We start from the raw sequence: 15,656 nt of genomic DNA, 5'->3' as shown, positions 1-15,656 counted from the left end.
CATTGCGGAGGTTCAATTGTTCAATGAGTGTTGAACTAAGGATCCTGTCATGGATATCCGTCTCATCTGGCTGGCGGTTGGCACCTTCGCCATCGGCGTCGAGAGCTTTGCTATATCGAGCCTGTTGCCGCAGATCGCCGACTCCACCGGGGTGTCGCTGACGCAGGCCGGCTATCTGGTCATAGCCTTCTCGCTGGCCAACGCCTTCGGTTCGCCCATCCTCGCGGCGCTGACCGGCACGGCTGATCGCCGCCGCATCTTGGCCACCACGGCCCTGATCTTTTCGGCCGGCGCCATCTGGGCCGCCTGCTCCTATGGCTATGCCGATCTGATGGCCGCGCGCGTGCTGATGGCCTTTGCGGCTGGACTTTACACCGCCACCGCACAGGCCACCGGCGTTGCCATTTCATCGGTTGACCACCGCGCCCGCGCCATTTCGGTGATCGTCGGCGGCACCTCGATGGCCGTGGCCTTTGGCGCACCACTGGGTGCACTCGTGGCCGGTTTTGCCAGCTGGCGCGGCAGCTATTTCATGGTGGCAGGCTTCGGCGTCATTGCTGCGCTCTCGATCTGGATTATGCTGCCATCTGGCCTGCGGGGCGCACAGCTGGGTATTCGCCAGCGCGTGGCGGCCATCGCCCTGCCCGGCGTGCGCGGCGCTCTGGTGACAACGCTGCTCAATCTGGCCGGCGCCTTTACCGTCATCATCTATCTGGCTGTCATCACCACCGAGGCCATCGGCCTGCCGCGTGAACTGATCCCCGCGGTATTGCTGGCCTTCGGCATCGGCGCCGCTATCGGCAACGCTGCCGGTGGCCAACTGGCCGACCGGGTTGGCGCTCGCCGCACCGTTGTCGGCGCCACGTCGATGAATGTGCTGTTGCTCGCCGCCATGTCTGTGGTGCCGCATCTGCCGCACGGGATCGTGCCCGTCGCCTTCTTCGTGCTGGTAGTAATCTGGGGCGCAACCGGCTGGGCCTTCCCACCGGCTCAGGCCAGCCACCTGCTGAGCCTCTCGCCCGGCAACGCGCCGCTCGTGCTCTCGCTCAATGCCTCTGCGCTTTATCTCGGCATTGCTGCCGGGTCGTTGATCGGTGGGCTGGTGCTGCAATATGGCACGCCAAGCGATCTCGGCTGGATCGGTGCGCTGCTGCCCGCGCTATCGCTTTTAGGCATGGGCTTTAACGCCACCCGCCGCCCCGCACGGGCCGCATTGGCCGGCATGGGTTAGGCTTAATTCGGGACTGATGTTAGTCGTTTGTTAACCATGTGGTCACTTGATGGGGTCCGGGCGATCGGGCCCTGATTTGGAGAGTGGGACATGGTGCAATCCGGTGCGCACATCATTGCCGTGGGCAATGAAAAGGGCGGCTCGGGCAAGTCGACGACGGCTTTGCATCTGGCCGTCTATCTGCTGCATCAGGGTCATCGCGTCGCGACAATCGACGTCGATAGCCGTCAGCAGACCCTGACGCGCTATGTCCGCAATCGCCGCAATACCGTCGAAACCACCGGTCATCAGGTGCCCATGCCAAAGCATGTGCATCTGCCCACCGCCTGGGGCGATTCCATCCGCGAAAACCAGCGCGCCGAACTCGATATTTTCACCAAGGCGCTGGGCGGCCTGCGCGACGAAGTCGACTATATTGTCATCGACACGCCCGGCTTTGATGGCAATCTCGCCCGTCTGGCGCATGGCGTTGCCGATACGCTGGTCACCCCGATCAATGACAGCATGATCGATCTCGATGTGTTGGCCCGCGTCGACGCGGTCAGCGGCGAGCCGATTGAAACCAGCCCCTATTCACGCAATGTGCAGCGCGCCCGCGCCGAACGCCTCGCCGAAAACGGCGAGAAAATCGACTGGGTGCTGATGCGCAACCGCATTTCAAACCTGGGCTCGCGCAATGCCAGCCAGGTGCAGGACACAATCGAACGCGTTGCCGCCCGTCTTGGCTGCCGCGTCGCCGATGGCATTGCCGAGCGCGTCATTTTCCGCTCGCTCTTTCCTATCGGCATGACGGTGTTTGATCCGCTGGAGGCGAGCCTGCTCGGCGGCGCCCCAACCATGTCACACGTCAATGCACGTCAGGAATATCGCAGCCTCGTCGCCGCCTTGCGCCTGCCATCGCGTAGCGAGGCAACTGAACCAAAGCGCCTCTCCGCCTAGCCGAAGAGGCTCGCCATCACAGCACGATACCCCTCTCGGCCAGCCCGGCGCGGAACTTGCCGTTGAAGGCCCGCGTCAACTGTGTCAGCCGCACCGGCGCCGTGCGCAGCGACCCACTGACCACCACCGAGCCCGCATTGATTTCCTCAATGCCGACATTGTGCAGGTCGCCGTTCATCGACTGAGCGTATTTGGGATCGGCCCGCAACTCCGCCGCCGTCTCGCGCATCACCTGCATCACCACCTCAGGATCCACCGATGCCGGGATCGAATAGCGTGGCCGGAAAATGCCGAAATTGCGAGAGCTGTTCTTGAGCGCCTTGACCGTCGAGAACGGGATTGAGTGTAGCGCCCCATCGGCATCGCGCAGCCGAATGGTGCGCAGCGAAATGCCTTCCACGACGCCGCTTCGATCACCGGTATTGATGGTGTCGCCGATGGCAATCGTGTCTTCAGCCAAAATGAAGACGCCGGTAATGACGTCCTGCACCAGTTGCTGGGAACCAAAGCTCAGCGCCAGACCGAACACACCGGCACCGGCGATCAGCGGCGTGACATTGACCCCGATATTGGCCAGCACCGCGATACCTGCCAGCAACACCAGCAAGATCATCATGCCGTTGCGCACCAGCGGCAACAGCGTCTGCACGCGATTGGAACGCTGCCGCGGCCGTCCAAAGGCATCGGTCGGCGTCAGGGCACTGGCGATCCAGGCATCGAGCGCGATCCAGATCAGCCAGGCGATGACGGCACAGACACCGGCCGCCAAGATCGGCCGCACCAGTTGCTGGCCATCGCGCGACAACCAGCCCCACAGATCAAAACCCCAGATGCGGGCGATGATGACCGTCGTCAGCAGCGCAATGGTGGCATTGGCGCCAATCCGCAACATGCGCACGACCCCGGCAAGCACCGCCTGACGCACCGCACCGCGCAACCGGCGTGGCCGCTCCAGCCAGCCCGACAGCGCGCGCTGCACCAATACCCCAACCACGAAGGCCACGAGGATCGACCCGAGCGACCACAGCATCTGCGTAAAGGCATCGCTGTTGCGCTGCCCCGCAATCAGGCTCATCACGCTGAGGATCAGGATGGCATAGACCAGCCAATGCCAATAGCGCGACAGCCGCCGTGTCGCGCTGGCAAAGGCGTTTTCGGACCGGTGTCCGGTGATGGTCTTGCCAAAGATCAGGTTTCCGAGCGCCGCCCGGTGCCGCACCACGAAGAAGAACGTGACGCTGGCGGCGATGATGTTGACCACAAAAGAAATCATGTCCGCAGCCGACCAGCCGATGACCCGCCGCACCACGTGATCATTGCACAGCGCCGCATAAGTCGAGAGCAGCAGAATGGCCAGCCACCAGCGATAGAACCGCTTCTGACAGTAGTTGACCAGACGCACGCCCCGCCAGCCAGCCAGCGATGACAGTGCCGATATGGCAATGTCGGCTGAAAACATCGAGGCGAGAACACCCACCGCAAGCGTCATGAACACCCGACTGCCCACATCAGTCGGATTGAAGAACTGAACTCCAAGTCCGATGAACAGCAGGAACGCGAAATAGGCGGTGGTCTTGAGCACTAGTCCAAGCACCAGCCGGCCCTTGCGCACTGGCTTGCTCGCAACCGTCAGGCCCCGCCCGAGCCGTCGGATCGCAAGGCCGCCAACAACAGCAACGATCAGGCTTGGAATGGCCCATAGGGCAAATTGGGCCAGCTCGCCGTTTTTGACGCCCGCTTCAATTCTCGAACTGACCTGTGACGCCGCCTGCGACGCCTTCTGGTCGATGGGAATGCCAAAAGTGGTGCGCGGCAATTGCTCGACCCAGCCCGAAGACCAGTCCGAGATCGCCTCGACCACGCCAAGCTCAGGGCTCCCCTCTTCGCGCGGCGCGGCCCGCGCCAGATCGCTGGGACTTTCGCTCACGACACCCGCCGCCGCGTCCGGCGTCATCTGCCGCAGCTGATCCAAGATCTCGGTACGGAGCTCATCGTTTTCCAGCACGACGATCAACCGCTGCAGCGCTTCGGTTCGCGTGTCCACGACCGGCGCATCCTGCGCCATGGCCTGAGCACCCAGTAGCAGAGTGACCGCCAACACAGCCCATGACGCAAAGAACTTCATACCTGCAACCCGGATTAGACGCATAAAACTCAAGACCATCCGCCCGAACCGGGCCTCTTACCAGGCACCTATATAACCGAGCCTGCCGATCAGGGCACCATCTGGCGCGATGGCGCCAAGTTCCACAAAAGCCTCACTAACCGCTTGCGGCCAGGCAGGGTTCGCGCCATGTCATGCTGCTCTGCCCTTTTCGATTGCAAACCACACCGGTGATCATGCTCCCAACACCGAATTTCGACCTGTCGCCCTTCAACACGCTGGGACTGACCGCACAGGCCCGCTATGGCGCACAGATCACCTTCCCCGATCAGGTGGCTGAGCTGTCGGCGTTTGCAGCTTCGGTTGGCTTGCCGCTGCACATCATCGGCGGCGGCAGCAATGTGGTCCTGCATGACATGGTCGAAGCGGTTGTCGGCATCATGGCGAGCAAGGGGCGCTTTGCCGAACAACGGGACGACGGCACCACGCTGGTGACGGCGCAGGCCGGCGAGGACTGGTCGGAATTTGTCGCCTGGACCATCGAGCAGGGCCATTGGGGACTGGAAAATCTGGCGGGTATTCCGGGCACAGTTGGCGCGGCACCCATCCAGAATATCGGCGCCTATGGCGTTGAGCTGGCCGACCGTTTGGACTCGTTGGTGGTCTGGGACACCGTCGACAAACGCGAGCGTCGTTTTGACCGCGCCGAGTGCCATTTCTCTTACCGCCAGAGTGCCTTCAAGCGCGCTGCCGGGCGCTTCATCGTGCTTAATGTGACACTGGCCCTGCCCTCGCCTTGGGTGCCGGTCCTGTCCTATGCCGGACTGGACAGCCTGCCGCCCGATGTCGAGGCGCCCGCCATCATGGAGCGTGTGCTCAGCGTGCGTGGTTCAAAGCTGCCCAACTGGCGCGAACTGGGCAATGTCGGTTCGTTCTTTCACAACCCCATTGTGCATCCTGCATTGGCCGAAGCTATTGCCGGTGTGCCACGTTATCCGCAGCCCGATGGTAGCGTCAAACTCTCCGCCGCATGGCTGATCGATGCCTGCGGGCTCAAGGGACATCAGGAAGGTGGCGCGGGCGTTTATCCCAACCACGCCCTGATCCTCGTGAACAATGACGGGGCCACCTACCGCGATATTCAGCAGCTCGCTGCAACCGTCAGGCGCTCGGTAAAAGAGCGCTTCGGCGTCGATCTAATCCAGGAGCCAATAGAGCTCTGATCTCTTGATTGTGCCAGTCTTCGACCACGCCGGGCCGGACTAAAACCCAACCCCACCACGGCACAATTGCGACCGAATTGGTCGGGTTACAAACACCGCTCCGGATTGGCACTCGACATCGCGCCACAAGAAAAATTTCTTGGCTCACCACTGTTTAGCTTTGCGGTTTTACTTCCCCTTGCTTCGTTCGACTAGTTGACGAGCGGCGTTGGATGCGCCTACGTTCCATACAAGCTAGCGTGAATTGCTAATCGGCTCAGCCTTTTAAAAAAGAGCCCGGACGCTAGTCCCGTTCATTTTTGGTGGGGGAGCCACTTATGCAGGCTATTCGAAAATTAACGGCGATCCTTGCGATCTCCGCTTCGGTGACGACGCTTTTGGCTGTCCAGACAGCTACTGCGCAAGACAACGCGATCGACAAAGTGACACCGGTCACGGCCGAAATGCTGCTCAACCCGCCCGATGGCGATTGGCTGATGTGGCGCCGTACTTTTGACGGCTGGGGCTACAGCCCACTCGACCAGGTGAACAAGGAAAACGTCAAGGACCTCAAGCTGGCTTGGGCCTGGGGCATGACGCCAGGCGGGCGCTCGCAGGAGACTCCGCTTGTCCATGACGGCATCATCTACATCCAGAACTCGACGCACCTGATCCAGGCGCTCGACGGCGCAACCGGCGATCTGATCTGGGAATACCAGCACGAACTGCCAGACAAGGTGGCTCCAAGCGGCGAGCGCAACAAAGCCATCTACGGCAACAACCTGATCATTGCCACGCGCGACGCTCATATCATCGCGCTCGACATCAAGACAGGCAAGCTGGTCTGGGACCAGCAGGTCGCCGATTACAATAAGGGTTGGGGCTATACCAGCGGTCCGATCGTGGCCGATGGCGTCATCATCCAGGGCATGACCAACTGCGGCAACGGCCAGCCCGGCGGTTGCTTCATTACCGGCCATGATCCTGAAACCGGCGCTGAACTGTGGCGCGTCCACACCATTGCCCGTGGCGATACGCCAGAAGGCAATAGCTGGAATGGTCTTCCGCTCGAAAGCCGTCATGGCGCTTCGGCGTGGATTGCCGGCTCCTACGATCCCGACCAGAACCTGATCTTTGCCGGTGTCGGCCAGCCTTATCCATGGGTTGCCGAAATCAGCGGCCTGCTGCCTGCAAGCTCGGATACCAGCGTCACCAACAACGCACTCTATACCGACTCCACGCTTGCCCTTGATCCCCAGACCGGTGATCTCAAGTGGTACCACCAGTACCTTGCCAACGACAGCCTTGACATGGACTACGTCTATGAGCGCTTGCTCATCGACCTGCCGTTCAAGGGCGAAGAACGCAAGATGGTCGTGACCAGCGGCAAGATCGGCATCGTCGAAGCCCTCGACCGGACCACCGGCGAATGGCTGTGGGCCAAGGAAACCGTGCCGCAGAACATCGTTCTGTCGATCGATCAGGAAACCGGCGAGAAGACCATTAACCCGGACGTTATTCCAAAAATCGGCGAAACCACGTTCAACTGCCCGGCCGACCCCGGTGGTCGCGCATGGCAGGCAACGTCCTACAGCCCACGCACGCAGACGCTCTACATGCCAACCGTGGAATTCTGCTCCAACACCACCCCGAACCCGCTTGATCCAGGCACCATCTATACCGGTGGCGGCATGGCGACCTTCTCGCGCGTTCCAACGCCAGACAGCGATGGTAATATCGGCCAGGTGCGCGCCATCGATCTGACCGATCTGTCGGATAAGTGGATGTACCGTCAGCGTCCGCCCATTACCAGCTCGACCCTGCCAACCGCAGGCGGCCTGGTGTTCGTCGGCAGCCTTGATCGTCAGTTCATGGCCTTCGACGATGAGACCGGCGAAAAGCTGTGGGAGAGCGGCAAGCTGAGCAACTCGCTGGAATCCTTCCCGGTTTCCTACGAAGCCAACGGCAAGCAGTATATCGCCATCGTTGCAAACTTCGCATCGGGTCTGGGTCGGCTGTCCTCGCTCACGCCGGAAGTAAAACTTCCACGTGACAACCCGGCGACCCTCTACGTGTTCGCGCTTCCGGATTGATAGTCCAGAGCGTCTAGAAACTGCCCGGACGGATCGGATTTTTCCGGTTCCGTCCGGGCATACCAATGAGGTTTGGTTTTGAGCGTAGCCTCCACGTTCTCACGCTTGGCGGGTTCGCTTCTGATCCTCGCACTGACGGCCCCTATGGCCATGACGCTGCCAGCTTCGGCCCAGCAGCCAGAATTCTTCGACACGCCCTTTGCCGATGGCCAGTGGAACGTCGGCCGGCGACTGGACGAATCCCAGCTTCGCTATTGCATCGACCACCGCGATCCCGATTGGGAAGTGGCCGGCGAAATCGCCGACGCGATTGCCGCCGCGCTCCTGCTCGAACCACAACGCTATGTGGTCGAAAGCGACATGCTCTCCGAGGACATCACCAAGGTCTATGCCGTGATGCTCGAGCATTGCGACATCCATATGGGCTTCAAGCTGATCCCCGAGGGCTACGAAAACTGGCTGACGCTGACGCGCGCCTATTACGAAACGCAATACATTTTCGTCACCGCCGGTCCAGACCTCAAACAGCTTGCGGACCTTGCACCATCTCGTGCCATCGCCGCGACCATGGGCAGTCTGGCCCACCTGCGTCTCGTCTCCTATCTCACCGCCCTACCCATCGAAAAGCGCTGGCCGACCTATCCCTACGGCACCAATGACGTGGCGCTGCAGGCTCTGGTGGACGGCACCGTCGATGTTGCCCTCGTCTGGGCGCCAAGTTTTTGGGCAAAGCAACGCAGCGACCCAGCCTACGCCAATTTCCACACCATGGCCTCAACGCCACTACCGCCAACCTCGCTTGGCGTCGGCGCGATTGCGCTGTCCAACCACACATTCCTGCGCAACGCCGTCGATCAGGCCATCACCGCCCTCAGCGCCGACGGCACATTGGCGGAAATTCTTGAGAGCTTCGATTTTCCGGCAACGGTAGCGCCATGACGGATAGTCCAACGCTATCGACCACGCCCGCCATCCGCGTCGACGCCGTTTCCAAACGCTATGGCCGCACGCTCGCCCTCGACGAGATCAGCTTCGACGTGCGCGAACGCGAACTCTTCGCTTTGCTCGGCCCAAACGGCGCCGGCAAGACCACCCTGATGCACATCCTTTCCACCATTCTCGCCCCCGATAGCGGCGTCGCCGAGGTCGCGGGCAGCGATGTGGTGCGCGCCGCGCTTGAGGCTCGCAGTCGGTTGGGCATCGTCTTTCAGGAACCCAGCCTTGATGACCGGCTGACCGTCCGTGAAAACCTTAACCTGCACGGTCTGGTTTTCGGCGTACCGCGCAAGCTGCGCAAGGAACGCATCGACGAGATGCTGGCGCTGGTCGAGCTGACCGACTGGGCCGATAAGACCGCACGCACTCTCTCGTCCGGCATGAAGCGGCGCCTCGAAATCGCCCGCGCCCTGATCCACGATTCCGAAATCCTGCTGCTCGATGAGCCCACCGTCGGGCTCGACGCACAAACCCGCAATCGCATCTGGGGCTATATCCATCGCCTGCAGGCCGAACTGGGTCTGACCGTCGTCGTCACCACCCACTACATCGAAGAAGTCGAAAACTGCGACCGGGTCTGCATCATCGACCACGGCAAAGTGCTCGCCATCGATACACCGGACACGCTACGAAATGCGCATGGGCAACAACTGCTGCGCGTCGTTCCCGCCACCGATCAGGATCGCGCCGACATTCTGCAACGCTACGCCGACCGCGTGGTGCATCGAACCGGCCCCGAGATCGCGCTCAATTCCGACGAAGCCTTCGTCGCCACCTTCCTTGCCGAATTTGGCACGCGCGTCGTGGCGCTCACCAAGGAGGTCCCGAGCCTTGAAACGGTCTTCCTGTCACTGACCGGACGCGAACTGCGCGACCGCGCCGCCGACGTCCGCGAGCGCACCGCCGCCTTTGGCCGCCGAGGGGGGGAACACACACGATGAGCATGGCCTCTGCACGCATACGAGCCAAACGCCGGCCATGGCTGCTGGTGCAACTGGGCGGGCTATATGGCCTCTGGCTGCGCGAAGTGATGCGCGCCATGCGCGATCGTGGCCAGCTGATCGGCGGCGTCAGCCGACCCATTCTCTGGGTGCTGATCCTGGGCATCGGGCTCAATCCCTACTTCCGCGGCGAGGTCTATGGCGAGGTCACCTTCGTCGTGCCCTTCACCTATCTGCAGTTCATTTTCCCCGCCGTCATCGCCCTCAATATCATGTTCACCTCGGTGCAATCGGCCGTTTCGGTGATCTGGGATCGCGAATTCGGTTTTCTGCGCGAGGTGCTGGTTTCGCCCCTTTCCCGCGCCACAGTACTGCTCGGCAAGGTCCTGGGCGGCACCACCGTCGCAGTCCTCCACGGCTGCCTCGCTTTGGTCCTGGCGCGTTTCGCCGATGTGCCGCTGACCTGGGGCAATATCTTGTGGGCGCTGGTGCTGATGACCATGCTGGCCTTCTCGCTCACCTGCCTCGGCGTGGTGATCGCCAACCGCATCCGCTCCTTTGAAGGCTTCGGCATTTTCTCCAACGCCGTCATCCTGCCGCTCTATTTCACCTCAAGCTCAATCTTTCCACTCGATCCGGCACTGTCCCGCGCCCAGACCCGCGTGGTCTATCCCGACTGGCTGGTCACCATCGTTGAGTGGAACCCGCTGACCTATGCGGTCGATGCCCTGCGCGGCGCGCTGATCAACTACCACCAGTTCTCGCCATGGATCGGGGTCACGGTCATGGCCGTCTCGGGGGTCGTGCTGTTCGCCATCGCCCTTCGCGACTTCAGCCGGGCGTGAGGCGTCGATGGCCCGTTTCCTAGGCGTACTGCGCCAGTTCTCGGGTGTGGGCCTCGTTCTGCTATTGCTGTTTGCGGTTGCCCTGCTGCCGCCGGACACCTCGCTGTCCGAAGTGCACTCCACCGCCATGCTCAAGGTCTGCGTGCCACCCAGCTATCCGCCCTTGGTGACGGGCGATCCAGAACGGCCCGGCGTTGACATCGAACTGCTGCAGGCCGTCGCCAAGCGCCTCAATGTGTCGCTGGGGATTTACACCAACAATGCCATGGGCCGTGACTTCAACCCGCGCAACTGGAACCTCAATCGCGCCCAGTGCCAGGTGATCGCCGGCGGGGTCGTCGACTCCGACCAAACCCGCTCATTCCTCGAAACCGGCCCATCCTATTCCGACACCGGCTGGGCCATGATTTCGCCCAAGCCACTGGCCTCGCTCAAGGACCTCAATGTCGGCGCGCTTACCCTCGCCCCAGGTCTCGACCGCATCGGGCTGGCCAGCTACCTGCGCGCCGAGGGCGCCAAGACCCATGTCGTTTCAACGCCCGCAGCCCTTGCCGAAGGCGTAACCTCGGGCAAGTTCGAGGCAGGCGTCACCGAGGCCATGCTGGCGGCGGCATTGGCGGAAGACAACAACCTGACGGTGGCCTGGGTATCGCCGCAACTCGCCCGCTATCATCTGGTCTTCGGGCTGTGGAAGGGCGACATCACTCTCAAGCGCGCCATCACCGACGCACTCGCAGCGCTTGACGCTGACGGCACCACTGCGGCCATTTTCGACCGCTACGGCGTCAAGCCGATCGACTAACCGGCCAGTTCGGTGCCGATCACCAGCGGAGCGATAATGTTGTAGGCGGGCGTCAGCACCATTCTGGTAATGCCGAAAAATGACGCCACGAGCAGCACAACGCCGATCCACACGCCCACCGAACGCGGCAGCTTGATACCCACCGCCGCGAGCAGATGGGCACCGGCCAAAGGCGGAATCGGCAAGAGCGTGAACAGCGACATCCACACACACAAGCGCGCCGTAACGCGAACGAAGGCGGCCGCCGTCACCCCAGCCGAATAGGGCAGCATGGTCAGCAGCGGAATGGTCAGAAACAGGATCAGATAGCCGATCAGAAGCAGCACCGCGCTGCCCGCCAAGGCGACGATCACCAGACCCCAGCGCCCGAACCGCAGTTGGCCCGGATCAACCTGCACCGGTTGCCCCCAGCCAAACCCGGTCAACATGGTCGAGGCCAGCCCCAGCAGATCGATCTGCCGCAAGGGCATCAGCGTCAGCCGGCCGTCATAGCGCGGCCCCTTGTCGCCGAGCAGCCCCGCGATTGCGGCAATGGTAGCGCCCTGCGCGGTGAACATCACGACGCCCGCCAACAGGCGCAGCGCCACCAGTTGCAGCGTCAGTTCCGAGCCGATCACGCGGATCCCTCCCCAAGGAGAGAACCGCGTCCAAAGGCGATCACTTGATAATGGTCAGATCGTAAAGCGCGTCGACGTCGGACGGCAGTGGCGCGCCCTCGGCAAATCCATTGCGCTTGAGGATATAGGCCATCATGTCGGCATAGCCGCTGGCCGAAAAACGCCCAGGCGCATCCGGCGGCATGGTCTCGCTCATGACTTCGAACAAGGAGCTGGCGGGTCCCTCGACATATTTGCTTTCAAAGCTCTGGCCACGCAGCGGCGCCCCACCCAGCAACCCACCGCGCAAGTCATCGCCGTGGCACTCAACGCAGTAACGTTTGTAGGCCGTCTCCCCACGGTCGGCCTGATCGGCAGTATAAGTCGCCGGATGCTCCACCGGCTTGGCATCGCCTTGCGCAACCGCAAAAGCCGAAAGCCCCAGCCACGTACCGGCAGCAAGGCCGACAGCCATGATCTGGCGCATCGAGGTTTTGTTGAAATCGGGGTTCATTGGTTCCTCCCGTTATTAGCCAAGTCGCCTCCTGATCCCAGCGTCATGGTCTAAATTAGAACGATTAAAAGCTTAGGCGGCAAAAAACCAAAAGTCGATGCCCGCATCGAATTATGTCGAGCCATGCGTTACTTAGCTTGCTGGAAGCGGAAGTATAACGACCGACAGCAAGCGGTATTTTTCTTCGCCCACCCTTTTTATCCTAGAGATTTTATAGGATAAGAAATCCAGGTTTAGGTGGGCGTCGATTAATGCTGACTCGAAAGGGCAAATACGGCCTGAAAGCGCTAAGTTTTTTGGCCGGTGCTCAGCCAGAAAAAATGATCTCGCTCAGCGATATTGCCACGGCACGCGACATCCCGCGGAAGTTTCTCGAAGCTATTCTCGGCGAGTTGCGCAACGCCGGATTTGTTGTCAGTCGCAAGGGCAAGGACGGCGGCTACCGGCTCGCTCGTGCCCCTGAACAGATCAATATGGGCCTTGTCGTTCGCGCTATTGACGGACCGCTGGCGCCCATCGCTTGCGCCAGCTCATCTCGCTATGAGCGCTGTGATGATTGTGACGAGAAGTCGTGCGAAGTCCGTCGCATGATGCTCGAAGTGCGTCAGGCGATCTGCGATGTTCTCGACAACAAGACGCTGGCCGATGTTCTGGCCCAGATGCAACTCGACGACCTGCTGGAAATACCTTGCCCTGAGTGATCAGGTTTCGATGAGGCCTCTGGTGAGCTGATCATGGCTCATGATGCGCGCTCCGTCGGTGCATAGAGGGTGGCGAGTTTGTGGGCGCCGCTCAACGCGCGCTCGGCATAGACTGCTTGATCAGCCCGAAAGAGATCACTAGTGATGGCCGCCACCAGTCGTGGCACGGCAATATGAGCCGTCGCGATGTCTCCAACATGCAGTCCGTGGCTGAGGATGGCGGCGTAAGTGTAGGCGTGGATGGCCTCCACCCAGCCATCAGCGTGGGGGTCGCGCGGCAGCAATTGCAGCCCCGACCCAAGGTAGGGCCACTCGCCCCAGTAAGCGTCAGCAGAATTGGGGCCGATATGGCAGTGCTTCCACAACAGGGTCGCTGGCAGCACCGTCGCGAGCTCGCTACGTAGTGCCAGATCGGTGCGGTAGCCTGTGCCGATGATCAGATTGTCCAGATGCACAGGACCACCGTTGGTCGACAAGCCGATGCCGCCTTGCGCCTGCGAGAGACGGTCCGTGCCATATCCGAGATGCAGGTGGAAGTTGGCGTAGGCCTTGGCGCGTGCCACGGACCGTGCCGGTACCGAACCACGTCGCCGTGCGGTCGATACGATGTCCCAGCGCGTAGCATCCGAATGGAGATGATGCAGCGTCTGCACCGGAGTAAAACCCGGCAGAACCAGTCCTTCAGACGCGATAGCCAATTCGCGCGAACGGCTGAGCAAGTGCACCGAGCGCGCACCCGATTGCAGCGCCGTTGCTGCCGCATCGAATGCCGATGCCGATCCACCAACCACCCCGATGTCTCGCCCCGCAAAGCGCGCGTAGTCGACACTATCGGCCGTGTGGACGTACTGCTCAGGGGCGAAACGGGTCAGGATGTCGTCCGGTATGTAGGGCCCACCCAGCCCATCGATGCCCGTAGCCAAGACAAGTTTACGGGAGATCAATTCGTGCGGTCCCAACGTCGTCTCGACCCTCAGGCGAACGCCAAGCGATCCCGGCTCGACACCGACCACCCTATGGCCATAGCGGACCTCTATGCCAAGTTCCGCCTGAAACCAGTCGAGATAATCCTGCCAGGTGCGGACCGGAATAAGGTCGATGGCGTCGTACTCGGCCTCGCCAAAGCGTCCAACAAACCAGCTGCGAAACGACAGCGCAACATGGCCAAGCTCCGGACCAGGTATGGATTTTGGCGTGCGAAGCGTCTGCATGCGCGCGGTGGTGGTCCAAATCCCAACGCCACCGCGTGGCGCCGCATCCAGCACCACTATACGGTCAATTCCTGCCAGCTTCAGCGCAAAGGCAATCGCTAATCCGCTCTGCCCACCCCCGACGATGACGACATCAAGCGGGTCACCCGAGGCAACCCAGGATGGTGTGCTCGTAGAAAACGGCGACGCGGGCGCCGCCTTGGTGTGATGGGACATGCCCGCTATTTCCCGTCCACAGTCCCGGCCAGTGGAATTCCGGCATGCAACAGCGCCTGATAGCCGCCCGCCACGTTGCAGGCATTGGCAACGCCGATCCCCCGCAGCAGTTCAACAAACCGCATCGCTGTCACATCGCTCGAACAGAAGAAGAGGATGGGCTTTCCACTGGGCAAATCCTGTCGCCGTAGCCGTGAACTTGGCGAAAATGCCGTCAGCAGATCGCTCTTTTCAACCGCAATGCCGACCCCAAAATACCCCTGCTGCACCCGTCCCGCACCAGCGCGAATATCGACGAGCAACGCACCATCGGCCAACGCGGCCATCGACTGTTCGGCGGTAATCAGCAGAGGAAATTGCTCTGCCTGTCCCTTGTGGTTTTCACTAATCAGGGCTGCCATGACATCTCCTGTTCAATTTAGGCTTAGGCTGACTTGGCAAGCTCTTGCCGAGCATCAAGAAGCGCCGCATCGATATCGACCAGTGGCGCGGTATCAATGCCACTTCGCGCTGCGCTCAGCTGGCCGACAATCGCGGCATAGGCAGAGCGGATAACGGACGTTCCCAGCGATACACGACGAACACCCAGCGCCGCCCAATGCGCGTAGGGCCGCGAAGGGGCCAGAACTGTAATCGGCACAGGAATCTCGGCTGCCAGCCGCTCAACAACGGCATCACTTAGATTGCGCCCCGGCACATAGACGCCGTCTGCGCCGGCCGCCGCATAAATCCTGGCCCGACGAATGGCTTCCGCGGTTGCGTCCTCGACGGGTGGCAGCGGTGATGACAGGAAGATGTCGGTGCGGGCGTTGATAAAGAACCGCTGGCCGGTGCTGTCGGCCGCCTTGCGGGCACGAGCGATGACGCGGGCATGGTCATCGGCATCGACCAATGGAGCACTGTGGTCGCCGTTGCTATCCTCGATATTGGCGGCGACGACGCCGGCATCAACGATGCTCCTGACGCTGTCGCCAACATCGCCGGTCCATTCCGGATAACCATTTTCCATGTCGATGGAGACGGCAATTGGCACCGCTTCGACAATGGCGGCCAAGCGATCGCGCACCTCGGCAAAGGGCTGACGCTCGCTGCCGAGATAGCCATTGGCGTAGCCCAGGGCGGCGCTCGAGGTTGCGACGGCATCAAAGCCGGCTTGATGCGCGGCAAGTGCCGAAAGTCGATCCCAGACTGTGGGGATGACAAAGAAGCCTTCATGCAACGCAAAGAAACGGTCGGCGCGGCGGTTATCGACAGGTGTGGTCATC

The 15,656-nt window shown here is 61.5% G+C and carries 15 protein-coding genes; 9 read left to right on the top strand and 6 right to left on the bottom strand.

Annotation, left to right across the window (positions count from 1 at the left end):
* Positions 1-49 precede the first annotated feature (49 nt).
* Positions 50-1,231, top strand: a complete 1,182-nt coding sequence (locus tag ABIE28_RS20015) for an MFS transporter (protein ID WP_354066049.1) — start codon at positions 50-52, stop codon at positions 1,229-1,231.
* A 90-nt stretch (positions 1,232-1,321) separates the two neighbouring features.
* Positions 1,322-2,170 (top strand): division plane positioning ATPase MipZ, encoded by an 849-nt coding sequence (locus ABIE28_RS20010; RefSeq protein ID WP_354066047.1) that lies wholly within the window; start codon positions 1,322-1,324, stop codon positions 2,168-2,170.
* Positions 2,171-2,186: 16 nt separating this feature from the next.
* On the opposite strand, the gene ABIE28_RS20005 is transcribed toward ABIE28_RS20010, so the two are convergent.
* Entirely contained in the window at positions 2,187-4,295 is a 2,109-nt protein-coding gene (locus ABIE28_RS20005; protein ID WP_354066045.1) for a mechanosensitive ion channel domain-containing protein, read from the bottom strand.
* Positions 4,296-4,510: 215 nt separating this feature from the next.
* On the opposite strand from ABIE28_RS20005, the gene murB reads away from it, so the two are divergent.
* From murB to ABIE28_RS19975, 6 genes are all read left to right on the top strand, one after another.
* Positions 4,511-5,497, top strand: coding sequence for a UDP-N-acetylmuramate dehydrogenase (murB, locus tag ABIE28_RS20000; RefSeq protein ID WP_354066043.1), 987 nt, complete (start codon positions 4,511-4,513; stop codon positions 5,495-5,497).
* Between the two features lie 317 nt (positions 5,498-5,814).
* Positions 5,815-7,569, top strand: a complete 1,755-nt coding sequence (locus tag ABIE28_RS19995; RefSeq protein WP_354066041.1) for a pyrroloquinoline quinone-dependent dehydrogenase — start codon at positions 5,815-5,817, stop codon at positions 7,567-7,569.
* A 78-nt stretch (positions 7,570-7,647) separates the two neighbouring features.
* Positions 7,648-8,508, top strand: coding sequence for a substrate-binding periplasmic protein (locus tag ABIE28_RS19990; protein WP_354066039.1), 861 nt, complete (start codon positions 7,648-7,650; stop codon positions 8,506-8,508).
* On the top strand, positions 8,505-9,506 hold the full coding sequence (locus ABIE28_RS19985) for an ABC transporter ATP-binding protein (RefSeq protein ID WP_354066037.1): 1,002 nt from the start codon (positions 8,505-8,507) through the stop codon (positions 9,504-9,506). Before ABIE28_RS19990 ends, ABIE28_RS19985 begins: the two co-directional genes overlap by 4 nt.
* The gene (locus ABIE28_RS19980) at positions 9,503-10,351 is read left to right on the top strand and encodes an ABC transporter permease (protein WP_354066035.1); all 849 of its coding nucleotides are present in this window, start codon (positions 9,503-9,505) and stop codon (positions 10,349-10,351) included. The genes ABIE28_RS19985 and ABIE28_RS19980 overlap by 4 nt, the downstream gene beginning before the upstream one ends.
* Before the next feature lie 7 nt (positions 10,352-10,358).
* Positions 10,359-11,153 carry a substrate-binding periplasmic protein gene (locus ABIE28_RS19975; protein ID WP_354066033.1) on the top strand — a complete coding sequence of 265 codons (795 nt, stop codon included), beginning with the start codon at positions 10,359-10,361 and terminating at the stop codon, positions 11,151-11,153.
* Here the strand turns inward: ABIE28_RS19975 and ABIE28_RS19970 are convergent.
* Positions 11,150-11,770, bottom strand: a complete 621-nt coding sequence (locus ABIE28_RS19970) for a site-2 protease family protein (RefSeq protein ID WP_354066031.1) — start codon at positions 11,768-11,770, stop codon at positions 11,150-11,152. The two genes, ABIE28_RS19975 and ABIE28_RS19970, sit on opposite strands and share 4 nt — an antisense overlap.
* A gap of 40 nt (positions 11,771-11,810) precedes the next feature.
* Positions 11,811-12,263, bottom strand: a complete 453-nt coding sequence (locus ABIE28_RS19965) for a c-type cytochrome (protein WP_354066029.1) — start codon at positions 12,261-12,263, stop codon at positions 11,811-11,813.
* A 251-nt stretch (positions 12,264-12,514) separates the two neighbouring features.
* Here ABIE28_RS19965 and ABIE28_RS19960 point away from each other — a divergent pair, with 251 nt between their 5' ends.
* The gene (locus ABIE28_RS19960) at positions 12,515-12,964 is read left to right on the top strand and encodes an RrF2 family transcriptional regulator (protein ID WP_354066027.1); all 450 of its coding nucleotides are present in this window, start codon (positions 12,515-12,517) and stop codon (positions 12,962-12,964) included.
* Positions 12,965-13,002: 38 nt separating this feature from the next.
* On the opposite strand, the gene ABIE28_RS19955 is transcribed toward ABIE28_RS19960, so the two are convergent.
* Genes ABIE28_RS19955 through ABIE28_RS19945 form a run of 3 tightly spaced genes read right to left on the bottom strand, consistent with a single transcriptional unit; the run spans position 13,003 to position 15,655 of the window.
* Positions 13,003-14,391, bottom strand: coding sequence for an NAD(P)-binding domain-containing protein (locus tag ABIE28_RS19955; RefSeq protein ID WP_354066025.1), 1,389 nt, complete (start codon positions 14,389-14,391; stop codon positions 13,003-13,005).
* 5 nt (positions 14,392-14,396) lie between these two features.
* The gene (locus ABIE28_RS19950; RefSeq protein WP_354066023.1) at positions 14,397-14,792 is read right to left on the bottom strand and encodes a rhodanese-like domain-containing protein; all 396 of its coding nucleotides are present in this window, start codon (positions 14,790-14,792) and stop codon (positions 14,397-14,399) included.
* A 23-nt stretch (positions 14,793-14,815) separates the two neighbouring features.
* Positions 14,816-15,655 (bottom strand): isocitrate lyase/PEP mutase family protein, encoded by an 840-nt coding sequence (locus ABIE28_RS19945; RefSeq protein WP_354066021.1) that lies wholly within the window; start codon positions 15,653-15,655, stop codon positions 14,816-14,818.
* Position 15,656: the final 1 nt, after the last annotated feature.

The organism is Devosia sp. 2618 (assembly GCF_040546815.1).
Classification (GTDB): Bacteria; Pseudomonadota; Alphaproteobacteria; order Rhizobiales; family Devosiaceae; genus Devosia.
This window is presented reverse-complemented; position numbering and strand designations above follow the sequence as displayed.

What these genes read in the sequence shown, in the direction of transcription:
- ABIE28_RS20015 (WP_354066049.1), top strand. Translation starts at nt 50, where the DNA reads ATGGATATCCGTCTCATCTGGCTGGCGGTTGGCACCTTCGCCATCGGC.
- ABIE28_RS20010 (WP_354066047.1), top strand. Translation starts at nt 1,322, where the DNA reads ATGGTGCAATCCGGTGCGCACATCATTGCCGTGGGCAATGAAAAGGGC.
- ABIE28_RS20005 (WP_354066045.1), bottom strand. Translation starts at nt 4,295, where the DNA reads ATGAAGTTCTTTGCGTCATGGGCTGTGTTGGCGGTCACTCTGCTACTG.
- murB (WP_354066043.1), top strand. Translation starts at nt 4,511, where the DNA reads ATGCTCCCAACACCGAATTTCGACCTGTCGCCCTTCAACACGCTGGGA.
- ABIE28_RS19995 (WP_354066041.1), top strand. Translation starts at nt 5,815, where the DNA reads ATGCAGGCTATTCGAAAATTAACGGCGATCCTTGCGATCTCCGCTTCG.
- ABIE28_RS19985 (WP_354066037.1), top strand. Translation starts at nt 8,505, where the DNA reads ATGACGGATAGTCCAACGCTATCGACCACGCCCGCCATCCGCGTCGAC.
- ABIE28_RS19980 (WP_354066035.1), top strand. Translation starts at nt 9,503, where the DNA reads ATGAGCATGGCCTCTGCACGCATACGAGCCAAACGCCGGCCATGGCTG.
- ABIE28_RS19975 (WP_354066033.1), top strand. Translation starts at nt 10,359, where the DNA reads ATGGCCCGTTTCCTAGGCGTACTGCGCCAGTTCTCGGGTGTGGGCCTC.
- ABIE28_RS19965 (WP_354066029.1), bottom strand. Translation starts at nt 12,263, where the DNA reads ATGAACCCCGATTTCAACAAAACCTCGATGCGCCAGATCATGGCTGTC.
- ABIE28_RS19960 (WP_354066027.1), top strand. Translation starts at nt 12,515, where the DNA reads ATGCTGACTCGAAAGGGCAAATACGGCCTGAAAGCGCTAAGTTTTTTG.
- ABIE28_RS19955 (WP_354066025.1), bottom strand. Translation starts at nt 14,391, where the DNA reads ATGTCCCATCACACCAAGGCGGCGCCCGCGTCGCCGTTTTCTACGAGC.
- ABIE28_RS19950 (WP_354066023.1), bottom strand. Translation starts at nt 14,792, where the DNA reads ATGGCAGCCCTGATTAGTGAAAACCACAAGGGACAGGCAGAGCAATTT.
- ABIE28_RS19945 (WP_354066021.1), bottom strand. Translation starts at nt 15,655, where the DNA reads ATGACCACACCTGTCGATAACCGCCGCGCCGACCGTTTCTTTGCGTTG.